Here is a 20,537-nt window from a genome sequence, read left to right on the forward strand (position 1 = left end):
ACAGCCATGGCCATCGACGCCGCCGCCAGCAGTTCCGCTGCCACGACCACCGAGCGCACGCACACCCGCATCTGCCCGCTCTGCGAAGCCTGCTGCGGGCTGGAGATCCGCACCCGGACCTCCGCCGAAGGCACGGCCATCGTGTCCATCCGTGGCGACGAGGCGGACCCCTTCAGCCACGGCTACCTCTGCCCCAAGGGCGTCGCGCTGAAGGACCTGCATGAGGATCCCGACCGCCTGCGCCAGCCGATGCGCCGGCGCGCGGACCGCTCGGGCTTCGAGCCGGTCGGCTGGGACGAGGCCTTCGCGGAGATCGCGCGGCGCCTGCCCCCGCTGCGCGCGCAGTACGGCGCCGACGCCGTCGCGCTGACGATCGGCAATCCGGCCTCGCACAAGATCGGCCTGTTCAGCTACTTTCCCCACTTGGCGCGCGCGCTGGGCACGCGCAACCTGTTCTCGGCCTCGACGCTGGACCAGATGCCCAAGCAGCTTGCCTGCGGGCTGATGTACGGCCACTGGCTCACCGTGCCGGTGCCGGATCTCCCGCGCACCGACCTGTTCATCTGCCTGGGCGCGAATCCCATGGTCAGCAACGGCAGCCTGTGGACCAGCCCCGACTACCGCGGCAAGGCCAAGGCGATGCGCGCGCGCGGCGGCCGGATCGTCGTCATCGACCCGCGCCGCACCGAGACCGCGCAGGCCGCCGACGAACACCTCGCGATCCGCCCCGGCGGCGATGTCTTCCTGCTGCTGGGGCTGCTGCACACGGTGTTCGAGGAGAACCTCGTGAATCCCGGCCGCATGGCCGATCACATCGAGGGCCTGGACGCACTGCGCGCCGCCGTCGCCGATTTCCCGCCCGAACGCGGCGCGGCGCACTGCGGCATCCCCGCGGACGCGCAGCGGCGGCTGGCGCGCGAGTTCGCCACGACGCCGAAAGCCGTGCTCTACGGCCGCTTCGGCACCTGCACGCAGCGCTTCGGTTCGCTGAACAGCTGGCTGATCGACGCGCTGAACATCGTCACCGGCCACTTCGACACCGAAGGTGGTCTGATGTTCCCGAAGGCCGCGGCCTTCGCGGCCAACACGATGGGCCGGCCCGGCCAGGGCAAGGGTGTGGCGACCGGCCGGCGCCGCAGCCGCGTCGGCAAGGCGCCCGAAGTGATGGGCGAATTCCCCATCAGCTGCCTGGCCGAGGAGATCGAGACCCCCGGCGACGGGCAGGTCCACGCGCTGATCACCGTGGCCTGCAATCCGGTGCTCTCGTCCCCGAACGGCGCCCGGCTGGCGCGCGCGCTCGAGGGCCTGGACTTCATGGTCAGCCTGGATCCCTACATCAACGAAACCAGCCGCCACGCGGACCTGATCCTGCCGCCGCCTTCGCCGCTGGAGGACTGGCACTACGACATGGTGTTCGCGCAGCTGTCCTGGCGCAATCACGCGCGCTGGTCGGGGCCGGCGATGCCCGCGAATGCCGATGCGCGCGCCGAATGGCAGACGCTGCTGAGACTCGCCGCCATCGTCGCGGGAGAACCGGCCGATGCGGATCTGCAGGCGTTCGACGACGCGGCGCTGCGCGCCGAACTCAAGCGCCAGGCGGGCGACCAGGCCGAGGCGATCTTCGCGATGCTGGACGGCGACGCCGGCCCGGCGCGCTGGCTCGATCTGGGCCTGCGCTCGGGCCCGTACGGCGACGGCTTCGGCGCGAAGCCGGACGGCCTCACGCTGGAGCGGGTGCGCGCCGCCCCGCACGGCATCGACCTCGGCGAACTGCAGCCGCGCATCCCGGAGGTCCTGCGCACCGCCTCGGGCAAGGTCGAGCTGGCGCCGGCCGCGCTGCTGGCGGACCTCGTCCACGCCGATGCCGCCCTGCGCCATCCGACCGGCGACGAGCTGCTGCTCATCGGCCGACGCGAGACCCGCAGCAACAACAGCTGGATGCACAACCTGCCGGTGCTGGCCAAGGGGCGCGAGCGCTGCACGCTGCTAGTCCACCCCGACGACGCCGCGCGCGCGGGCCTGACGGACGGCCAGTCCGCCCGGCTGAGCAACGCACGCGGCAGCCTGATCGCGCCGATCGCTTTGAGCGCGGACATGCGGCCCGGCGTGGTGAGCCTGCCGCACGGCTGGGGCCACGACCTCGCCGGCAGCCGGCTCTCGGTCGCCGCGCGGCACCCCGGCGTCAACATGAACCTGCTGCTGGACGACGAGGCCCGCGATCCGGTCTCCGGCACGTCCGTGCTCAGCGGAATTCCAGTGCGCCTGAGCGCGGCCCCGGCGTGAACAGGCCGCGCGGCGCCCCGCCGGCCGGCGGCAGCGGGAAACGTCCCGCCAGCGCGCCACTGACCAGTTCGAGGTGGTGCATCACCTCCCACTGCTTGCTCAGCGCGCGCGTCGGCACCACGCCGTCGATCAGGCCGGAGAGATAGCGCCGGACCGCCTCGGTGGGACCGAAGCAGACATCGGTCCGTTCGAGCGCCGCGTGGAAGGCCAGCAGCGCCTGGCGGAAGCGGGCCTCCGCGCCGCCCTCCTCCGGACCCAGGCGACCGCCCATGAAGTGCTCGATCCAGAATTCCCCGGAGTCCGGCGTCGTCCGCAGGCAGCTGAGCCGGAAGGCCGCGAGCCGCGACGCCACTTCGGGCGCCTCCGGCCGGGACGGCAGCGTCGTGTAGTCCGAGAACCCGGCCAGCCCGTCCCGGGCGAAGGTCAGCGCGCGGTCCGTGAACAGGTGCCGATCGCTGGCGCGCAGGTCCAGGCTTTCCGGCAGCCGCCGGTCCTCCACCCAGACGCATCCCGCGCCGCCCAGGAACGCACGCGTCGCCGGCAGGGGCTCGATGTCCTTGAAGAAGACCATGCGCACCTGCGCGCCGCCGAGCATCAGCATCGCCTCGTGCAGCGGGGGCGAGTCAGGTCCGACGACCAGTCCCATCGGCCGGACTCCGAACAACTGCACGAAGCGCCGCATGACGCTCGGCGTCAGCGACGGGGTGAGCATCAGGGTCGGATGGATCCATTGCCGCTTGGGCAACGACGTGAAGAGCTGACGGCCCCATTCGAGCGACTGCGCCGGCGGCAGCAGCTCGAAATCCTGGCGCACCGGATTGACCACCAGCCAGACCTGGAGCCGATGCGTCTCGCAGGCCTCGAGCGTGTGCCGCACCGAGGTCGCCGCCTGACGCACCGGTTCCAGCACCGGCTGCAGCCGGCCCTCCGACCCGAGCACCGGTGCGAGGTGCCGCAGGGCCAGCACCTCCTTCTGTTTGCCATGGAGATAGGGGAAGTACATCGTCTCGGCCTCTGCTTTGCCTGTTGAGGGAGGCGCGATGATGAGGAGCGCTGACCGATCCGTCAGCAATGACTGCCTTCATGTGTGAGGCAAGTCAAAGGAGGCGCAAAAAAGCCCAAAAGCGACGAGTCGGGATCGCACCGTTCTCTCGGGTCGCGACACTGATGCGCCCCTCATTTCCAGGCAGCCCTGCACCGACCCGTCCGCCAATGAAAAAGGGACCGCATGTGCGGTCCCTTCAAGCAGGAACGGAGGGAAGACGGAGGCGGAAACCGCCCGGCCGTTCAGGGATTGCTCTTGGCCTTGTTCTGCTGCGACTGGCCCATCGCGGCCAGCTCGGCCTCGCTGATGATCTCCATCGCGCGCACGACCTTCTGGACGCCGCGCACGCCGCGCGCGATGTCGGTCGCGCGGTTGGCTTCGCGTTCGGTCACGCGGCCCATGATGTAGACGTTGCCGCGTTCGACGACCACGTAGAACGCGTTCGAGATCAGATCCTTCGCATCGACCAGGCTGGCCTTGACCTTGGCCGCGATGGCGACGTCGTTGGCGCGGCTGGACAGCGAGCTCAGCATGCCCACGCCGACTTCGTTGAGCACGCTGCTGACGTTCTCGACGCCCTGTGCGATGCGCTCGACGGCGGCCTTATCCTCGTCGTTGCGGGTCTCGCCGGTCAGCAGGACCATGCGGTTGTAGCTGTTGACGCTGATGTGGACGCGATCGCCGAGCTGCTCACGGATGCGGTTGGAGGTCTTGAGCTCGATGCCCTGGTCCTCGAGCTGGGTGCCGGAGGTGCGACGGTCGGTCGCCACCAGCGCGCCGCTCACCGCGGCGCCGCCGACGATCAGCGGCACGCAGGCGGTCTGCAGCAGGGCGCCGCCGAGCGCGGCGGCGAGGATCAGGCGGCGGTTCCAACGGGTGGGAGTCGTCATGCGGAGGTCCTTGGGAGTCGGGGAGGAAATCGTCGGCATCGCCGTCCGGGTCGGGGTCAAGTTCAGGGTCGAAGGCGAAGGCGAAGTCGCGGGCTGGGGTCGGGTCGTGACCGCCGGGCGGTCATTCCCCCGCGCCGAGCAGTTGCAGGTCGATCGCGTCGCTGAGGCAGTGCGACAGCAGGCGGTGCGCCTCGGCGACGCGGGCGAAGCGGCTGTGCGGCACGCGCAGCTGCACGTCGGTGTCGAGCAGCGTGCCGCGCCAGTCGTCGTCCTGGGTGCCGCTGAGCACGATCACGCTCATCTCCTGGCCGTGCGCCACCTGCAGCAGCGCGGCGGCGGCGCCGCTCGCCTGCGCCTCGAACAGCAGCAGCAGGTCGCCCGGATGGCCGAAGGTCTGGATCTGGCGCATCAGCGCCGACGCCGGATCGGCGTACCCCTGCGCCTGCGCGTCCAGCGCGATCGCGGCCAGACCGGGTCGCTCCTGCTCGAAGCGGCCGGACAGCAGCGACGCCATGTAGGTCGCGTCCGCGGTCGAGATGCCCAGCCCCGCGCTCAGCACGCGGCCGCCGCCCGTCAGCGCGTCCACCATCATCTGCGCCGCGACCGCCAGCGGGCGCGACAGGCCTTCGGCGATCTGGTACAGCAGGTCCGCGCTTTCGAAGAATTGTTGTTGTATGCGTTGTTCCAACATAGGTGCGGGGATGATAAAGGCTGCATCGGGTGCGGACCGGGCCTGTCTCAATGCTCCGCCGGCACATCGAACGCGCCCCGCAGCCACTCGATGCGGTCGCCGTCGATGGCCACGACATCGAATCGGCACGGCGGCAGCACTGCCTGGGTCCGCAGGAAACATTGCGCGGCGAAGATCACACGCCGTTGCTTGTGACGCGTCACGCTGGCGGCCGCGCCGCCATGCGCATCTCCCTCGCGGGCGCGGACTTCGACGAACACCAGCGTCCCGTCGCGCTCGCGCAGGATGAGGTCGACCTCGCCGCCGCGCGCGGACGGTCCGCGCGCCACCCGATAATTGCGCGCCACCAGCCGCAACCCCTGGCGCCGCAGATGGTCGAGGGCGCGCTGTTCGGCCTCGGCGCCGCGCGCCTGCCGGTCCACCGCCGTCGTGGCGTCCGTGCTTCCCCTGGAGAATTTCTTGAACATGTCGACGTCCCCGTCCGCTTCGCTGATCGCCGCCGCCACTGCCGCGGCCGGGCATCAGCAACACCCGGCCGGCACGCTCTACGTCGTCGCGACCCCGATCGGCAACCTCGCCGACATCAGCCTGCGCGCGATCCACGTGCTGGGCCTGGTCGACGCGGTCGCCTGCGAGGACACGCGCGTCAGCGCTCAGTTGCTGCGCTGGCTCGGACTGCACAAGCCGCTGGTGGCGCTGCATCAGCACAACGAGCAGCAGGCGGCGGAAGGCCTGGTCGCGCGGCTGCTCGCCGGCGAGCGCATCGCCTATGTCAGCGACGCGGGCACGCCGGCGATCTCGGATCCGGGGGCGGTGCTGGTGGCCGCGGCGGCGAAGGCCGGCGTTCGCGTCGTGCCGCTGCCCGGCGCCAGCAGCGCGGCGGCGGCGCTCAGCGTCGCCGGCGACGCGCGGGCGCAGGGCTTCCGCTTCGTGGGGTTCCTGCCGACCAAGGCCGCCGAGCGCCGCGGCGCGCTGCAGGCCTTGACCGGCGCCCCGCACAGCCAGGTGCTGTTCGAGGCGCCGCATCGCATCCAGGAACTCTTCGTGCTGCTGGCCGAGCTCGCGCCCGAGCAGACGCTGACGGTGTGTCGCGAAGTCACCAAGCAATTCGAGACCATCCATACCGCGCCCTGCGCGACGCTGCCCGCCTGGCTCGCCGAGGACAAGCAGCGCGAGCGCGGCGAATTCGTGCTGGTGCTGCACGCGGCACCGGCGGCATCGACCTCCGACGGTCTGCCCGACGAGGCGCTGCGCACGCTGCGCGTGCTCGTGCGCGACCTGCCGCTGAAGCAGGCCGCGGCGCTCGCCGCGGAACTGACGGGCGAGTCGCGAAAGGCGCTGTACCAGCAGGCGCTGGAATGGAAGCAGGACGCGGCGGCCGACGACGAAGCGTCTTGAGCCCCTCTCCCGCACTGCGGGAGAGGGAGAGAGAGAGAGGGGCTAGCCGGCATCAGGTCCGGGTTACTTCCCGGCGGTACGGTCGTTGTGCTTCGCGCGGCGGATGTCGGCACTGGCGACGTCCTGACGCTTCTGCAGCTGGCGACGTTCCTTGGCGGTGACGACGCCGTCGGACTTGGCCTTCGCCTCGGCGTTGTCGACACGGGCCTGCTGCTTTTCCAGGTGCTGCGTTTCCTTGGCGGTCAGTTGACCGGAGGCGGCGCCGTTGGCGATGCGGTGCTGCTGGTTCGCTTCGCGCTGGTCGACGCGCGGCGTCGCCGTCGAGGCTGGCGCGGTCTGGGCGAACGCCGACGCGGCGATCAGGCTGGACACAAGGGCGATCGACAGGGAAATGCGCTTCATCGAGGTTCTCCTTGGGAGGTTGGCTGCGGTTTTCGTTGCCGCTGGGGAGACAACGAGGACCACCGCGCGCCGGGTGACCGGGTCGCCGTAAAGATCGGTGAAGCGATTGCTACCGGGCGCTACCGACCACCGCCGGGCACCGCGGCCGGCCGTCGGGCGACGGTCACCATCTCCCCGTGAGGGTCGGCCCCGTCCGGCAGTGAGCGGGTGTCCCGGGCGATGCCTACAATCAGCCGATGATTTCGCGCGAACCCACCCTCGCCCGCCTGGTCACCGCCCGTGCCCAGCTGCTCGAACCCTTCGGCCTGACCGATGCGTCGCTCTCGCAGGCCCTGCGCCTGATCACGGAGCACCGCGTCGACGACGCCGACCTCTACTTCCAGACCACCCGCGCGGAGGGCTGGAGCCTGGAGGAAGGCATCGTCAAGAGCGGCAGCTTCTCGATCGACCAGGGCGTGGGCGTGCGCGCCGTCGCCGGCGAGAAGACGGCGTTCGCCTATTCCGACGACATCTCCGAAGCCGCGCTGCTCGACGCCGCCCGCACCGTGCGCGCGATCGCGTCGGCCGGCCAGAGCCGCCGCGTCAAGGTGCCGACCGAGCCGGTCATCTCCGGCAGCCGCGCCCTCTACGGCGACGCCGACCCGATCGCCAGCCTGGACAGCGCGCAGAAGGTCGCCCTGCTGGAGCGCACCGAGCGCCTGGCCCGCGCCAAGGACCCGCGCATCGCGCAGGTGATGGCCGGCCTGGCCGCCGAGCACGAGGTCGTCCTCATCGCCCGCGCCGACGGCACGCTGGCCGCCGACGTACGGCCGCTGGTGCGCCTGTCCGTCACCGTCATCGCCGAGAGCAACGGCCGCCGCGAGGTGGGTTCCGGCGGCGGCGGCGGGCGTTTCGGCCTGGCGTATTTCACCGACGAGATGATCGCCTCCTACGTCGAGCAGGCGGTGAGCGCGGCGCTGACCAACCTCGAATCGCGTCCGGCCCCGGCCGGCGAGATGACCGTCGTCCTCGGCCCCGGCTGGCCCGGCGTGCTGCTGCACGAGGCCGTCGGCCACGGCCTGGAGGGCGACTTCAACCGCAAGGGCTCGTCGACCTTCTCCGGCCGCATCGGCGAACGCGTCGCCGCCAAGGGCGTGACCGTGCTGGACGACGGCACCATTCCCGACCGTCGCGGTTCGCTCAACGTCGACGACGAAGGCTGCGCGTCGCAGCGCAACGTGCTGATCGAGGACGGCATCCTCAAGGGCTACATCCAGGACGCGATGAACGCGCGCCTGATGAAGGTCGCCCCCACCGGCAACGGTCGCCGCGAGAGCTATGCCCACATGCCGATGCCGCGCATGACCAACACCTACATGCTGGGCGGCGACAAGGATCCCAAGGAGATCATCGCCAGCATCGACAAGGGTCTGTACGCGACCAACTTCGGCGGCGGTCAGGTCGACATCACCTCAGGCAAGTTCGTGTTCTCCGCCAGCGAGGCCTACTGGGTCGAGAAGGGCAGGATCCAGTACCCGGTCAAGGGCGCGACCATCATCGGCAACGGCCCGGACGCGCTGACCCGCGTCAGCATGATCGGCAACGACATGCAGCTGGACACCGGCATCGGCGTCTGCGGCAAGGAAGGCCAGAGCGTCCCGGTGGGCGTCGGCCAGCCGACGCTGCGCATCGACGGCCTGACCGTCGGCGGCACGGCCTGACCCTTCGGAGAGGTCTGACCCTTTTGAGCGTGCCGACCCTGGAATCCACGAAGGATGGCTTGCCCGATGTCGTCGTGCGACACGGGCGGCTGTCACTCCTTGGCGCTTGACGCGCCGCCGTGAGCACAGGCACTATTGGCCCCATGCGTTCCGCACCCAAGTTTTACTTTGCTTATTTTTGGTTCTCGCACCGCCCCGGCGGAGGAGAGGCGAACGCATAAGCAGAGCGCCAAGATTCCTCGAAAACCGCCGGGCCCACCAGCCCGGCGGTTTTTTTTCGGCCGGGCCCCGGGCACCAAGAGCCAAACCGCCCACCACTGAAAGCGTCACCCATGAATGCCAAGTCGAACAGTCCTTATCCCAGCGCCACGCAGGCGGAGCGCTGGTATTCGCCGCAGGACAAGACCTCCCAGACCGACGACGAACGCATCCTGGACATCACGCCCTTGCCGCCACCTGAACACCTCATCCGCTTCTTCCCGATCCGTGGCACGGCCATGGAGCAGCTTGTCGTCGGCACGCGCCAGCGCATCCGCGACATCATGCAGCGCCGGGACGACCGCCTGCTGGTGATCATCGGGCCGTGCTCGATCCACGATCCGGTTGCGGCGCTCGAGTACGCGAAGCGCCTGGTGACGCTGCGCGAGCAGCACGCCGACACGCTGGAGATCGTGATGCGCGTCTACTTCGAGAAGCCGCGCACGACGGTGGGCTGGAAGGGCTTGATCAACGACCCCTACCTCGACGAGAGCTACCGCATCGACGAGGGTCTGCGCATCGCGCGCCAGCTGCTGCTGGAGATCAACCGGCTGGGCATGCCGGCGGGATCGGAGTTCCTGGACGTGATCTCGCCGCAGTACATCGGCGACCTGATCAGCTGGGGCGCGATCGGCGCGCGCACCACCGAGAGCCAAGTGCACCGCGAGCTGGCCTCGGGCCTGTCGGCGCCGATCGGCTTCAAGAACGGCACCGACGGCAACATCAAGATCGCGACGGACGCGATCCAGGCGGCGGCGCGGCCGCACCACTTCCTGTCGGTGCACAAGAACGGCCAGGTCGCGATCGTCGAGACCAAGGGGAACCGCGACTGCCACGTGATCCTGCGCGGCGGGAAGGCGCCGAACTACGACGCGCAAAGCGTCGCGGCGGCCTGCGCGGACCTGGCGACCTCGAAGCTCGACACGCGGCTGATGGTCGACTGCTCGCATGCCAACAGCAGCAAGAACCATGAGCGCCAGCTCGATGTCGCGCGCGACATCGCCGCGCAGATCCGAGCCGGCGGCACCAGCATCTTCGGCGTGATGGTCGAGAGCCACCTGAAGGGCGGCGCGCAGAAGTTCAGCCCCGGAAAGGACGATCCCTCGAAGCTGGAATACGGCAAGAGCATCACCGACGCCTGCCTGGCGTGGGACGACTCGATCCAGGTGCTGGACGTGCTCAGCGAAGCCGTCCGCGCCGCGCGCACGGAGACCGTCGCGCGCTGATCGCGGCGAGCTGCGGTCACCGCGACGCGCTCACCACGACCAGCGCTGGTTCTCGCCGCCGTTGCAGCGGTACATGATGACGGCCGTGCCCGGGCGGGCGCGACCGCTCTCGATGTCGAGGCACTTGCCGGAATCGACGCTGCGGATCTCGCCGCCGCGCGTGCGCCAACGCTGGTTGGCGCCGCCGTTGCACTCGTAGGCCATGACCCGGGCGCCGTCGGAGGTATTGCCGTTGGCCACGTCCAGGCACAGGCCCGACACGCGCAGTTCGCCATGGCGGTTCCATTCGAAGCGCTGGTTCCCGCCGCCGTTGCAGTCGTAGACGATGAGGTTGCGGCCAGGGCGCGCACCGCCTTCGATGTCGAGACAGAGACCGCCCTTGCCGCGGATCTGACGGCTGTTCCATCCGGAGTCGCCGTGCCAGTCGTCGTCGCGGCCCTTGTCCTTGTCCTTGTCCTTGCTGGCCAGCAGCGCGATGCCGGCGATCACCGCCGCGGCGGCCACGGCCGCGCCGACGTTGCTCGAGCTGTCGGAGCTCTCGGAGCTGCCGCTGTCGCCCATGCCGCCCGCCGCCACCGTGACCTTGAACCGGCCGCCGCAGCCGCCGTCGACCCACATTTCCTTGCTGGTCAGGTCGAAACCCCAGGTCCGTCCGAAGCGACACCCACCGCCGGTCTGCTGCACGAGCGCCACATCGGTGGCGCCATCCGGCAACCGGTGGCTCTGATAGCCGCCCCGCGAGTTCAGCTCGATCGTCTGCTCGGCGGCCCGTGCCGGCGCACCGCCCAGCACCAGTCCCGCTGCGACCGGCGCCGCGATGACCCGTCGCATCCAGCGCGCGCGATGATCCTGCCGATCTGATTGACCCATCTTGTCCCCCCACATGGCTCGGCCCGCGCGCCAATCGCACACGGTATCGGGCGATGCTAAAGCGGGTCAGGCGGTGACGTCCAGCACGCGCGGCGTTCCGCCGGCGCGGTCGACGTGGCTGACGAGCACAGGCCCGAGCTCGACCTGCACGCGCAGGTCGGGGAAGTCGGCGGCCGTGTAGGTACCGTGGGAGTAGGGCGGCGTCTCGACACGGCTGACCGGAGGCGGCTCCTGGCCCAGCGGATGACGGCCATAGGTGACGTCGGCGCTGTTTCGCGCGTACATCTCCTTGAGCGGTCCTTCCGTCCCGATGAACGGGGACAGGCGCAGCACCACGGACGGCGGCGGGCCGTCCAGCATCTCCTGCTGGACTTTCGCGCGGTACTGCTGCAGCGGACTGACGTCGAACGGCGACGTCCTCAGCGACGCCGCCTGCACTTCCGGAAACTTCAAATCGCCTCGACGGCTGCCGCGCCTTCCGGCCGGTCGCCGCCCTCCCTCATGACTCGTCGGTTCGTAACAAGGCGACCGTCGTCAGCCGGCGCGTCGATCAGCGCTCAAGTCCGCGGTCGTCCAAGCCGAAATTGTCCGGGTCGTGGGTGACGGCGGCGGCGTCTTCGCCGCCGGATCGATCGGCAATCGCCCCGCGCGCCGCACTTCGTCGCGCCGACGCCGCACTCCTGTTCGAACAACGATTGCAAGCGGCAACACCTGACCCGCTCTTGAAAAGCGCCCGGCCTGCGCGCATCTCCGGAGTCTTGCAGCGAAGCGCCCGCGCGCTCCCCGCCATGACCTTGCTGTTGCTCGCGCTGATCGCGGCGCTGATCTGCTTCTGGCTGATGAGCCACTCCTGGCGGCAGGCGCGTCGCCGCGTCCGGCTGCGCGCGAAGGCCTTCCCGGCCTCGTGGCGCGCCATCCTGCGCCGCAACGTGCCGCAGGTCGCGCGGCTGCCTGCGGATCTGCAACTGAAGCTGAAGCGGCAGATGCAGGTGTTCCTCGCGGAGAAGTCCTTCATCGGCTGCGCCGGGCAGGTCATCACCGACGAGGTGCGCGTGACCATCGCCGCGCTGGCGACGCTGCCGCTGCTCGGCCGGGCGCGCGGCTACTACCCGAAGCTGCACACGGTGCTCGTCTATCCCGGCGCTTTCATCGTCGACCGCGTCCGGCATCAAGGCCCGCTGCAGATGCAGGACCGTCAGGTGCTGAGCGGCGAGTCGTGGGGCGAGGGTCAGGTCGTGCTGTCCTGGGACGACGTGCTGAGAGACGCCGCACAGCCCGAGCGCGGACACAACGTCGCGGTGCACGAGTTCGCGCACCAGCTCGATCAGGTCAAGGGGCTGGCCAACGGCGCGCCGTGGCTGGGCAACCGGGCGCGGCAGGCGCGCTGGGCGGTCGTGATGCAGAACAGTTTCGACCTGCTGCGCGCGCGGCTGGCCGCGGGCGAGCCCGATCCGCTGGGCGACTACGCGGCCACCGAGCCGGCGGAGTTCTTCGCGGTCGCCAGTGAGCGCTTCTTCGGTCAGCCGTGGGCGCTGGCGCAGGCGCATCCCGCCTTGTATGCGGAACTGCGTCGGTATTACGAGGTGGATCCGATGCTCTGGTCTTGAGCGCGGACCGGCCAGCGGTGTTCGTCGAACGCCTGTCGCCGGCAAGCGGGCTCAGAAGCCCATCTCGGCCAGCATCGCGTCCACGTCGTCCTGCTGCAGCGCCTTGTCCGGCGTCTGCACACCGGCGAGCTGTTCTTCCACGGCGGCGCTCGGTGCATGGTGTTGCTGCGCGGCCAGCAGCTGTTGCAGGGGCTCCTCCGCGGGCCGAAGCATGCCCAGCACCTTGTTGATCACCTGGCCGGACAAGTCCTGGAAGTCCTGCGCCATCATGATCTCGGTCTGCAGGCCCTTCACGCGGTCCGCGAAGCCGGCGGCGCCAGCCGCATAGGCCGCGCACAACCGCATCATGGCGCGGGCGCGTTCGACGCTCAGATCCGGCGAGGCGGCCAGGCGCTGAAGCGATGCCGACAGCTCATGCCCCTGACGGGCGACGGCTTGCGCGTCCTCCTGCGCCGACTCGACGATGCCCAGCACCTTGTTGGCGGCCTGGTCGGTCATGCGCTTGACATAGTCCAGACGCTCGCAGGCGTCCGGCAACTCGTGCGACAGCTTCTGCAGCGCTTGATGCGCGGCGGCAGTGAGCGGGGTTTCGGCGTAAGACATGGTGCAGAAATCTTAGTTCTGCAACGGCTGTAACCAACGGAAAGGGGTAAGGTCGCCCGTGCATTTTTGGTAGGTAGCCCCGCATTTAAGTAGTTGACGAGCCCGGTCGCCTGTAGCCTTCATCCCGTCCGTCCCCGGTCCGCCCTGCTGGTGTTTTTTAGCAAAGCGATCCGTCTCATGAACATGGCCACCACCCGTCCTTCGCCCGGCTTTTCTCGCGCCAACACGCGATCCAGCTCGTCCACGTCGCGTTCGCCTTCGAGCGCCTCCCGGGACGACGGCCGCAGCTTTGCGGCCGCACCTCGCGCGCAGGTGGCACCGCCGGCGCCGCCGTCCGTCCTGCGCGACGTGAGCGACATCGTCGTCGGCGTGGCGCTGATGCTGGGCGTGCTGTTCGCGCTGCTGATGCTGACCCTGTACACCCGGGACTCGATGGTGATCGGCAAGGCGCTGCAGGACCAGGGTCAGGGCCAGTCGCGCGGCACCCTGATCTGCAAGGACGGCAAGGTCGCCCGCGGCGACGGTTCGCTGCCGGACCGCATCGTCGAGGACGGCGTCTTCGTCTGCACCGACTGGCGCACGCTGCAGGCCATCGAGCAGGAAGAAGCCGACCGCGGAATCCGGAAGTACTGATCCCGGATCGCCGACTTCAGGACCAGAGATCCAGCGGCGGCTCGTGCGTCATGCCGCGCAGCAGGTCGCTGCGCGAAAGAAAGCCGATCAGGCGGCCGTTGTCATCGCCCACCGGCAGGCCGGGCAGCCCCAGGTCGAGCATCAGCTGAGCCGCCTCGCGCAACGGCGTGTCCGACTGGGCGACCGGCACCGGCGTCCACATCACGTCGTCCACCGGCGCAGCCAGACGCCGCGCGATGACCATGATCTCGGCCATCTCCTCCAGATCCTCCGCCAGCCCGCGGGTGAGATCACCGCGCGACACCAGCCCCCGCACTTCCCCCTGATCGCCGAGCACCGGCGCCTGCGCGACGCCCGCGCGCGACATCGTCCGCATCGCCTGCCGCAATGACGAGCTTGACATCACGCTGATCAGCTTGCGACTCATCAACTGATGCACCTGCGTGAGCGGCACGCGCGTGGTGTCGCCGGCATAGGCGGCCAGCGCCTCGTGCGCCATGTAGGCCGACGGACCAAATCCCGGCCCGCCGCCGACACCGCCACCGCCGCCCTGCCCCACGCCCGCCAGCACCACCGTCGAAGGCGTCAGGTCGCCCTGCCGCCCGATCGGCGCGACCGCGCGCGTGCGCGCCACGGCCTGCACCGGAGCAAGGTCTCGAACCTGCTCCAGACCGCCGGTGATCAGCTTTCCGGATGTGCCGTAGACGGAGAACATGCTTTCAGCATCTCATGCCGGAAACGCGATGCCCATTGAGGAGAACGCGCACTGGGACGGCCGCCCGCCTGCGCGAGGCCAAGCGCGGGCACTCCACGACGCAGGGGGCATCGCGTCCGCGAACCCCCAGCGTCATTCCGGCCCCACCCGCAACCTCTGACTGCACGTTGAACAGGCAGCGTCGGGGCGCGATCACGGCACCGGATAGGCGGTCTCGTACTTCACCTCGCGCAGCACCACGTTGCTGCGCACACTGGCAACGCCCGGGACGCGGAATACCTTGCTCTGCAGGAACTGGTCGTAGGCCTTCATGTCGGGCGCGACGATCTTGATGACGTAGTCCGCCTCGCCGGTGATAGCCTGGCATTCGACGATCTCCGGACTGCCCGCCACCATCGCCTCGAAGGCGTCGACCGCGCCCTCGGTATGGCGCACCAGGCTGACGTTCGCCAGGACGCAGATCGACAGGCCCAGTTGCTCCCGGTCCACCAGCGCCACGTGACGCTTGATCACGCCGCGCTCCTCCAGCTCCTTGACCCGCCGCCAGACCGGCGTGGCCGACAGGCCCACCTTGTCCGCCAACTGCTGCGTGCTCTGGCGCGCGTCGGTCTGGAGAGACTCCAGAATCAGGCGCGTCGCTCGATCGAAACGTTCATTCTCCATATTGGCGTCTTCTGAGTATGAGCCTGTCGATATACGCCGCCGTCCTAGTAAACGGAGCAAGAAAGTGCGCATTGTCTCGGAAAAAATCCTCTCATTCTTCTTCTGACAATCCGAGCCGACCGGTCGCCCCGGCCGGCTCCCCCCATTGGGAAGACAAGCCATGACCGAAGCCAGTCTTGCCGTCGCGCCGGCCCTGCGCCCGTACCAGCTTTCCGACAATCTGGCAGCCAGCGCCGGGCCGGTGTTCCTGACCGGCACCCAGGCCCTCGTGCGCCTGCTGCTGATGCAGAAGGCGCAGGACGAACGCCAGGGCCTGAAGACCGCCGGCTTCGTCAGCGGTTACCGCGGCAGCCCGCTGGGCATGGTCGACCAGCAGCTGTGGAAGGCGAAGAAGTTCCTCGACCAGGCGGAAGTCAATTTCCTGCCCGCGATCAACGAGGACCTCGCCGCCACCGCCTGCCTGGGCGTGCAGCGCGTGGCGCTCGATCCGAAACGCACCGTCGATGGCGTGTTCGCCATGTGGTACGGCAAGGGGCCCGGCGTGGACCGCTCCGGCGACGCGCTCAAGCACGGCAACGTCTACGGCACCGCGAAGCAGGGCGGCGTGCTCGTCGTCTGCGGCGACGACCACGGCTGCGTGTCCTCGTCGACGCCGCATCAGAGCGACCTCGCGCTGCAGGCCTGGTCGATGCCGCTGGTGCATCCCGGCAACGTCGCCGAGTACCTCGAATTCGGCCTTTACGGCTGGGCGCTGTCGCGTTTCTCGGGCGCCTGGGTCGGCTTCAAGGCGATCTCGGAAGTCGTCGAGTCGGGCATGACGGTCGACCTCGACGCGGTGCCCATGGACTTCGAGCTGCCCGTCGACCACACGCCGCCGACGAATCTCCACATCCGTTCCGTCGACCTGCCGTCGCTGGAACTGGAGTCGCGCCTCGCGCACAAGATCGACGCGGTGCTGGCCTTCGCCAAGGTCAACTCGATCGACAAGCACATCGTCGTCAGCCCGCGCGCGACGCTGGGCATCGTGACCGTCGGCAAGGCGCACTACGACTTCATGGAAGTGCTGCGCCGCCTGGACCTGGACCCCAACGCGCTGGCCGCCGCCGGCGTGCGCGTCTACAAGGTCGGCCTCGTGTATCCGCTGGAGCCGACGCGCATCCGCGAGTTCGCGCAGGGCCTGACCGACATGCTGGTCATCGAGGAGAAGGCGCCCGTCGTCGAGCGCCAGATCAAGGAACTGCTCTACCACCTGCCCGACGCGCAGCGTCCGCGCGTGGTCGGCAAGTCCGATGAACACGGGGCCGCGGTGCTGAGCGCGCTCGGCGAGCTGCGGCCGTCGCGCATCATGCCGACCGTCGCCGACTGGCTGGCGCGGCTGAACCCGGCGCTGGACCGGCGCCATCTGGTCGTGGACTTCCTGACGCCCTGCCTGCTGTCCAACAGCGCCGACGCGGTGCGCCGACAGCCCTACTTCTGCTCGGGCTGCCCGCACAACACCTCGACCAAGCTGCCCGAGGGTTCGCGCGCGCTGGCCGGCATCGGCTGCCACTTCATGGCGAGCTGGATGGAACGCGGCACCTCGGGCCTGATCCAGATGGGCGCCGAAGGCGTCGACTGGGCGGCGCACTCGCGCTTCACGACCGAGAAGCATGTCTTCCAGAACCTGGGCGACGGCACCTACTACCACTCGGGCTACCTGGCGATCCGGCAGGCCATCGCGGCCAAGGCCAACATCACCTACAAGATCCTCTACAACGACGCGGTCGCGATGACCGGCGGCCAGCCGGTCGACGGCCAGACCTCGGTGCCGCAGATCGCGCGCCAGGTCGAGGCCGAAGGCGTCAAGCGCCTGGTCGTCGTCTCCGACGACATCGAGAAGTACGAGGGCCACCACGGCCTCTTCCCGACGGGCACGACGTTCCACGACCGCGCCGAACTCGACGCCGTGCAGCGCGAGCTGCGCGAGATCGCCGGCGTCACCGTGCTGATCTACGACCAGACCTGCGCCGCCGAGAAGCGCCGCCGCCGCAAGAAGGGCGAGTTCCCCGATCCCGACAAGCGCATCTTCATCAACGAGTCCGTGTGCGAAGGCTGCGGCGACTGCGGCCAGGCGAGCAACTGCCTGTCGGTCGTGCCGGTGGAGACGGACTTCGGCCGCAAGCGCGTCATCGAGCAGAGCAGCTGCAACAAGGACTTCAGCTGCGTGAACGGCTTCTGCCCGAGCTTCGTGTCGGTGCACGGCGCCAAGCTGAAGAAGCGCGCCGGCGCGGCCTTCGGGCCGGCGGACCTGGCCCGCGAGATCGCCGCGATCCAGCCGCCCGCGCCCTGGGCGTGGACGGGGCCCTTCGACATGCTGGTCACCGGCGTCGGCGGCACCGGCGTCGTGACGGTGGGCGCACTGGTCACCATGGCCGCGCACCTGGAAGGCAAGCAGAGCTCGGTGCTGGACTTCATGGGCTTCGCGCAGAAGGGCGGCGCGGTGCTGTCCTTCGTGCGCGTCGCGCCGACGCAGGACCTGCTCAACCAGGTCCGCATCGACACGCAGCAGGCCGACGTGCTGCTGGCCTGCGACATGGTCGTGGGCGCGAGCGCCGACGCGCTGGCCACCATCAAGGCCGGCCGCACCGTGATCCTGGCCAACACGCATGAGCTGCCCACGGCGGCCTTCGTCCGCAACCCCGACGCCAGCCTGCAGGCCGACGCGCTGATCGCGAAGATGCGCCATGCCGTCGGCGAGGGCAAGGGCCTGCTCGCCAGCATCGACGCCCAGGACATCGCCAAGCGCCTGATGGGCGACACGATGCCCAGCAACATCATCATGCTGGGCGCCTGCTGGCAGCGCGGCCTGGTGCCGGTCTCCTTCGAGGCGCTGATGCGCGCGATCGAACTCAACGGCGTCGCCGTCGAGAACAACAAGACCGCCTTCGCGCTGGGTCGCCTCGCGATCGCCGCGCCGGAATCGCTGCGCCGGCTGGCCGGCGAGCAGCCGGACTCCGCCGTGCAGTGGTTCAACTTCGACCAGCTCGACGACAAGGACGGCCAGCCCGGCCTGATCGCGCGCCGCAAGGCCTTCCTGACCGACTACCAGGACGCCGCCTACGCCTCGCGCTACGAGGCGCTCGTCCAGCGCGTGCGCGCCGCCGAGGTCGCGCTGGCGAACGGCGATCCGGCCGGCAAGGGCCTGCGCCTGACCAAGGCCGTCGCGCGTTATTACGCCAAGCTGCTCGCGATCAAGGACGAATACGAGGTCGCGCGCCTGTACACCGATGGCAAGTTCGAGGCCGCGCTGAAGGCTCAGTTCGAGGACTGGGACCACCTGAGCTTCCACATGGCCCCGCCGCTGCTGTCCAAGCCGGGCGCCGACGGCCGCGCGAAGAAGATCGAGCTCGGCTCCTGGACCTTCAAGGCGCTGAAGACGCTGGCGAAGTTCAAGGGCCTGCGCGGCGGCGTCCTCGACATCTTCGGCAAGACCGAAGAGCGCCGCATCGAGCGCCAGCTGGTCCGCGACTACGAAGCACTCGTCGACGATCTGCTCGCGCACCTGAGCGCCGAGAAGCTCGATGTCGCCATCAAGCTCGCGAGACTGCCCGAAGGCATCCGCGGCTACGGCCACGTGAAGCTGGCGAACGTCGTCACCGTGCGCGCGCAGTGGAAGGATCTGCTGGATCGCTTCCACGGCCGCGCGGTCGAGGCGCCCATCGCCGTCGTCCCGATGGCGAAGGCCCCCGAGCGCGTCAAGGGCGTCGCCGAACTCTGAGCGCGACGCCAGGGCGGCGCCACGCCGCCCTCGCTACAACTGTGAAGTAGCGCAAAGGCCTCTGGACACGGTCGACACGAGGGCGGCATGCTTGTCGCATGGCACCTTCGACTTCCGCGTTCCGGCGCCGTTCGCTGCTGATCGGCGCGACGGCCTCCGCCGCGCTCGCCGCCTGCGGCGGCCTGCCCTCCGCGCCAGACATCCCGATGGACGCGTCGCAGCGCCTGCGCGCGGCCAACCGCATCGGCTGGGGCGCGACGCAAGCCCAGCTCGGCGAGATCGAACGCCTCGGCTGGGGCCCTTATGTCGAACGGCAGCTCCGCGCCGATGCAGGCGCGAAGCTGCCGCCGGCGGTCCAGGCCCGCATCGCCGCGATGGGCATCAGCCAGGGCAGCCTGCCGTCACGCGTGTGGGCGGCGGAGTCTTTCCGGCGCAACGGCGACAACAAGGGCGGGACCGAGGAAGAACGCGTCGCCGCCCGCAAGGCCTATCAGGAAGCGCAGGGGCTTGCCGCGCGCGAGACCGGTGAGCGCCAGCTGCTGCGCGAGCTCTATGCAGAGCAGCAGCTGCTCGAACAGCTCTCATGGTTCTGGTTCAACCACTTCAACGTGCACCAGGGCAAGCGCGACATCCGATTGATGCTGGCCGACTACCAGGATCGCGCGCTGCGCCCGCATGCGCTCGGCTCGTTCCGCACGATGCTGGGCGCGGTCGCGCGGCATCCGGCGATGCTGCGCTACCTCGACAACGATCAGAACGCCGTCCGGGCGATCAACGAGAACTACGCCCGCGAGTTGCTGGAGCTCCACACGCTGGGCGTCGACGGCGGCTACACGCAGCGCGACGTGCAGGAGCTGGCCCGCGTGCTGACGGGCTTCGGCGTGCGCGTCGATCCCGATCCGGCGAAGGTCGCGCCTCGCTTCGAGGCGCTCTACAAGCGTGACGGCCTGTTCGAGTTCCACCCCGGCCGCCACGACTTCGGCGACAAGCAGTTGCTCGGCCGCACGATCAAGGGCCGCGGCGCGGAGGAACTCGACGAGGTGCTGGACCTGCTGGTCGCGCAGCCGGCGACGGCGCGTTTCGTCTGCGGCAAGCTCGCGGTGTTCTTCCTCGGCGAACAGCCGCCGCGGGAGGTGGTCGAGGCGATGAGCGCCGCCTTCCTCCGGACGAAGGGCGACCTGCCCGCGACCCTGCGGCCGATGCTCTACGCGCCGCAGTTCGCGTCGGCGGACACACCGAGATTCAAGGATCCACACGTCTACCTGCTGTCGAGCCTGCGCGCGGGCTTCGAGCAGCGGGAACTGCAGAACGCGCAGCCGCTGCAGAACTGGCTGCGCCGCCTCGGACAGGGTCTCTACGACAAGCAGACGCCGGACGGGTATCCGCTGACGGCGGACGCCTGGAACAGTCCGGGCCAGATGACCTTGCGATTCGAGGTCGCGCGCCAGATCGGCGGCGGTGCGGTGGCGCTCTATCGCCCCGAGGGCACGAACACGCCGGTGCCGCTGCCTGATCTGCGGGCTTTGCGCCTGCGTGTCGAGCCGACGCTCGCTCCGGCGACGCGCACGGCCCTTGCCCAGACCACGACGCCGCAGCAATGGTTGACGCTGTGGCTCTCCAGTCCTGACTTCATGTATCGCTGACCATGGACAGACGACATCTTCTGCAAGCGCTGGCGGCGGGTTCGCTGACGATCTCGCACGCCCGCCTCTTCGCGGTCGGCACGGCCTCTTCCGCAGGGCAGGTTCTGGAGAAGCCGCAGACGCCGGTGCCCCTTGGAGCGAATTCCGAGCGGC

18 protein-coding genes are annotated in these 20,537 nt (G+C 69.5%); 8 read left to right on the top strand and 10 right to left on the bottom strand.

Annotated elements, in window-relative coordinates; all coding sequences use genetic code 11:
- Nucleotides 1-6: 6 nt before the first annotated feature.
- Nucleotides 7-2,283, top strand: coding sequence for a molybdopterin-dependent oxidoreductase (locus PV762_RS25570; RefSeq protein WP_421037821.1), 2,277 nt, complete (start codon nt 7-9; stop codon nt 2,281-2,283).
- On the opposite strand, the gene PV762_RS25575 is transcribed toward PV762_RS25570, so the two are convergent.
- The 4 genes from PV762_RS25575 to PV762_RS25590 form a co-directional block, all read right to left on the bottom strand.
- Nucleotides 2,243-3,286: a sce7725 family protein gene (locus PV762_RS25575; protein ID WP_421037822.1), complete on the bottom strand. Its 1,044-nt coding sequence runs from the start codon at nt 3,284-3,286 to the stop codon at nt 2,243-2,245. The two genes, PV762_RS25570 and PV762_RS25575, sit on opposite strands and share 41 nt — an antisense overlap.
- Nucleotides 3,287-3,570: 284 nt before the next feature.
- Nucleotides 3,571-4,218 (bottom strand): BON domain-containing protein, encoded by a 648-nt coding sequence (locus PV762_RS25580; RefSeq protein WP_421037823.1) that lies wholly within the window; start codon nt 4,216-4,218, stop codon nt 3,571-3,573.
- Between the two features lie 121 nt (nt 4,219-4,339).
- Complete coding sequence (locus PV762_RS25585) at nt 4,340-4,909, bottom strand: SIS domain-containing protein (RefSeq protein WP_421037824.1); 570 nt, start codon at nt 4,907-4,909, stop codon at nt 4,340-4,342.
- Nucleotides 4,910-4,956: 47 nt separating this feature from the next.
- The gene (locus tag PV762_RS25590; RefSeq protein WP_421037825.1) at nt 4,957-5,376 is read right to left on the bottom strand and encodes a YraN family protein; all 420 of its coding nucleotides are present in this window, start codon (nt 5,374-5,376) and stop codon (nt 4,957-4,959) included.
- On the opposite strand from PV762_RS25590, the gene rsmI reads away from it, so the two are divergent.
- The gene (gene rsmI / locus PV762_RS25595; protein WP_421037826.1) at nt 5,375-6,307 is read left to right on the top strand and encodes a 16S rRNA (cytidine(1402)-2'-O)-methyltransferase; all 933 of its coding nucleotides are present in this window, start codon (nt 5,375-5,377) and stop codon (nt 6,305-6,307) included. The two genes, PV762_RS25590 and rsmI, sit on opposite strands and share 2 nt — an antisense overlap.
- 63 nt (nt 6,308-6,370) lie before the next feature.
- Here the strand turns inward: rsmI and PV762_RS25600 are convergent, their stop codons facing one another.
- Nucleotides 6,371-6,709, bottom strand: coding sequence for a hypothetical protein (locus PV762_RS25600; RefSeq protein ID WP_421037827.1), 339 nt, complete (start codon nt 6,707-6,709; stop codon nt 6,371-6,373).
- Between the two features lie 236 nt (nt 6,710-6,945).
- On the opposite strand from PV762_RS25600, the gene tldD reads away from it, so the two are divergent.
- Together tldD and PV762_RS25610 are read left to right on the top strand one after the other, a co-directional pair.
- Nucleotides 6,946-8,409 (top strand): metalloprotease TldD, encoded by a 1,464-nt coding sequence (tldD, locus tag PV762_RS25605; RefSeq protein ID WP_421037828.1) that lies wholly within the window; start codon nt 6,946-6,948, stop codon nt 8,407-8,409.
- A 332-nt stretch (nt 8,410-8,741) separates the two neighbouring features.
- A complete protein-coding gene (locus PV762_RS25610) occupies nt 8,742-9,893 on the top strand; it encodes a 3-deoxy-7-phosphoheptulonate synthase (protein ID WP_421037829.1) in 1,152 nt (383 codons plus the stop codon).
- A gap of 30 nt (nt 9,894-9,923) precedes the next feature.
- On the opposite strand, the gene PV762_RS25615 is transcribed toward PV762_RS25610, so the two are convergent.
- Both PV762_RS25615 and PV762_RS25620 read right to left on the bottom strand, forming a co-directional pair.
- Complete coding sequence (locus tag PV762_RS25615) at nt 9,924-10,724, bottom strand: lectin (RefSeq protein ID WP_421037830.1); 801 nt, start codon at nt 10,722-10,724, stop codon at nt 9,924-9,926.
- Between the two features lie 105 nt (nt 10,725-10,829).
- Complete coding sequence (locus tag PV762_RS25620) at nt 10,830-11,216, bottom strand: hypothetical protein (RefSeq protein WP_421037831.1); 387 nt, start codon at nt 11,214-11,216, stop codon at nt 10,830-10,832.
- 335 nt (nt 11,217-11,551) lie between these two features.
- Between PV762_RS25620 and PV762_RS25625 the strand changes: the two genes are divergently transcribed.
- A complete protein-coding gene (locus PV762_RS25625; RefSeq protein ID WP_421037832.1) occupies nt 11,552-12,370 on the top strand; it encodes a zinc-dependent peptidase in 819 nt (272 codons plus the stop codon).
- Between the two features lie 51 nt (nt 12,371-12,421).
- On the opposite strand, the gene PV762_RS25630 is transcribed toward PV762_RS25625, so the two are convergent.
- The gene (locus PV762_RS25630; protein ID WP_421037833.1) at nt 12,422-12,973 is read right to left on the bottom strand and encodes a protein phosphatase CheZ; all 552 of its coding nucleotides are present in this window, start codon (nt 12,971-12,973) and stop codon (nt 12,422-12,424) included.
- A 177-nt stretch (nt 12,974-13,150) separates the two neighbouring features.
- On the opposite strand from PV762_RS25630, the gene PV762_RS25635 reads away from it, so the two are divergent.
- Entirely contained in the window at nt 13,151-13,606 is a 456-nt protein-coding gene (locus PV762_RS25635; protein ID WP_421037834.1) for a hypothetical protein, read from the top strand.
- Between the two features lie 16 nt (nt 13,607-13,622).
- On the opposite strand, the gene PV762_RS25640 is transcribed toward PV762_RS25635, so the two are convergent.
- Together PV762_RS25640 and PV762_RS25645 are read right to left on the bottom strand one after the other, a co-directional pair.
- On the bottom strand, nt 13,623-14,321 hold the full coding sequence (locus PV762_RS25640) for an HPP family protein (RefSeq protein ID WP_421037835.1): 699 nt from the start codon (nt 14,319-14,321) through the stop codon (nt 13,623-13,625).
- Nucleotides 14,322-14,513: 192 nt separating this feature from the next.
- A complete protein-coding gene (locus PV762_RS25645; RefSeq protein ID WP_421037836.1) occupies nt 14,514-14,984 on the bottom strand; it encodes an Lrp/AsnC family transcriptional regulator in 471 nt (156 codons plus the stop codon).
- A 160-nt stretch (nt 14,985-15,144) separates the two neighbouring features.
- Between PV762_RS25645 and PV762_RS25650 the strand changes: the two genes are divergently transcribed.
- Together PV762_RS25650 and PV762_RS25655 are read left to right on the top strand one after the other, a co-directional pair.
- A complete protein-coding gene (locus tag PV762_RS25650) occupies nt 15,145-18,741 on the top strand; it encodes an indolepyruvate ferredoxin oxidoreductase family protein (RefSeq protein ID WP_421037837.1) in 3,597 nt (1,198 codons plus the stop codon).
- A gap of 98 nt (nt 18,742-18,839) precedes the next feature.
- On the top strand, nt 18,840-20,384 hold the full coding sequence (locus PV762_RS25655) for a DUF1800 domain-containing protein (protein WP_421037838.1): 1,545 nt from the start codon (nt 18,840-18,842) through the stop codon (nt 20,382-20,384).
- Nucleotides 20,385-20,537 lie beyond the last annotated feature (153 nt).

The organism is Mitsuaria sp. CC2 (assembly GCF_048957715.1).
Lineage (GTDB): Bacteria > Pseudomonadota > Gammaproteobacteria > Burkholderiales > Burkholderiaceae_C > Roseateles.

Coding starts and splice junctions, on each gene's coding strand:
- PV762_RS25570 (WP_421037821.1), top strand. CDS start 7: ATGGCCATCGACGCCGCCGCCAGCAGTTCCGCTGCCACGACCACCGAG.
- PV762_RS25575 (WP_421037822.1), bottom strand. CDS start 3,286: ATGTACTTCCCCTATCTCCATGGCAAACAGAAGGAGGTGCTGGCCCTG.
- PV762_RS25580 (WP_421037823.1), bottom strand. CDS start 4,218: ATGACGACTCCCACCCGTTGGAACCGCCGCCTGATCCTCGCCGCCGCG.
- PV762_RS25585 (WP_421037824.1), bottom strand. CDS start 4,909: ATGTTGGAACAACGCATACAACAACAATTCTTCGAAAGCGCGGACCTG.
- rsmI (WP_421037826.1), top strand. CDS start 5,375: ATGTCGACGTCCCCGTCCGCTTCGCTGATCGCCGCCGCCACTGCCGCG.
- PV762_RS25590 (WP_421037825.1), bottom strand. CDS start 5,376: ATGTTCAAGAAATTCTCCAGGGGAAGCACGGACGCCACGACGGCGGTG.
- PV762_RS25600 (WP_421037827.1), bottom strand. CDS start 6,709: ATGAAGCGCATTTCCCTGTCGATCGCCCTTGTGTCCAGCCTGATCGCC.
- tldD (WP_421037828.1), top strand. CDS start 6,946: ATGATTTCGCGCGAACCCACCCTCGCCCGCCTGGTCACCGCCCGTGCC.
- PV762_RS25610 (WP_421037829.1), top strand. CDS start 8,742: ATGAATGCCAAGTCGAACAGTCCTTATCCCAGCGCCACGCAGGCGGAG.
- PV762_RS25615 (WP_421037830.1), bottom strand. CDS start 10,724: ATGCGACGGGTCATCGCGGCGCCGGTCGCAGCGGGACTGGTGCTGGGC.
- PV762_RS25625 (WP_421037832.1), top strand. CDS start 11,552: ATGACCTTGCTGTTGCTCGCGCTGATCGCGGCGCTGATCTGCTTCTGG.
- PV762_RS25630 (WP_421037833.1), bottom strand. CDS start 12,973: ATGTCTTACGCCGAAACCCCGCTCACTGCCGCCGCGCATCAAGCGCTG.
- PV762_RS25635 (WP_421037834.1), top strand. CDS start 13,151: ATGAACATGGCCACCACCCGTCCTTCGCCCGGCTTTTCTCGCGCCAAC.
- PV762_RS25640 (WP_421037835.1), bottom strand. CDS start 14,321: ATGTTCTCCGTCTACGGCACATCCGGAAAGCTGATCACCGGCGGTCTG.
- PV762_RS25645 (WP_421037836.1), bottom strand. CDS start 14,984: ATGGAGAATGAACGTTTCGATCGAGCGACGCGCCTGATTCTGGAGTCT.
- PV762_RS25650 (WP_421037837.1), top strand. CDS start 15,145: ATGACCGAAGCCAGTCTTGCCGTCGCGCCGGCCCTGCGCCCGTACCAG.
- PV762_RS25655 (WP_421037838.1), top strand. CDS start 18,840: ATGGCACCTTCGACTTCCGCGTTCCGGCGCCGTTCGCTGCTGATCGGC.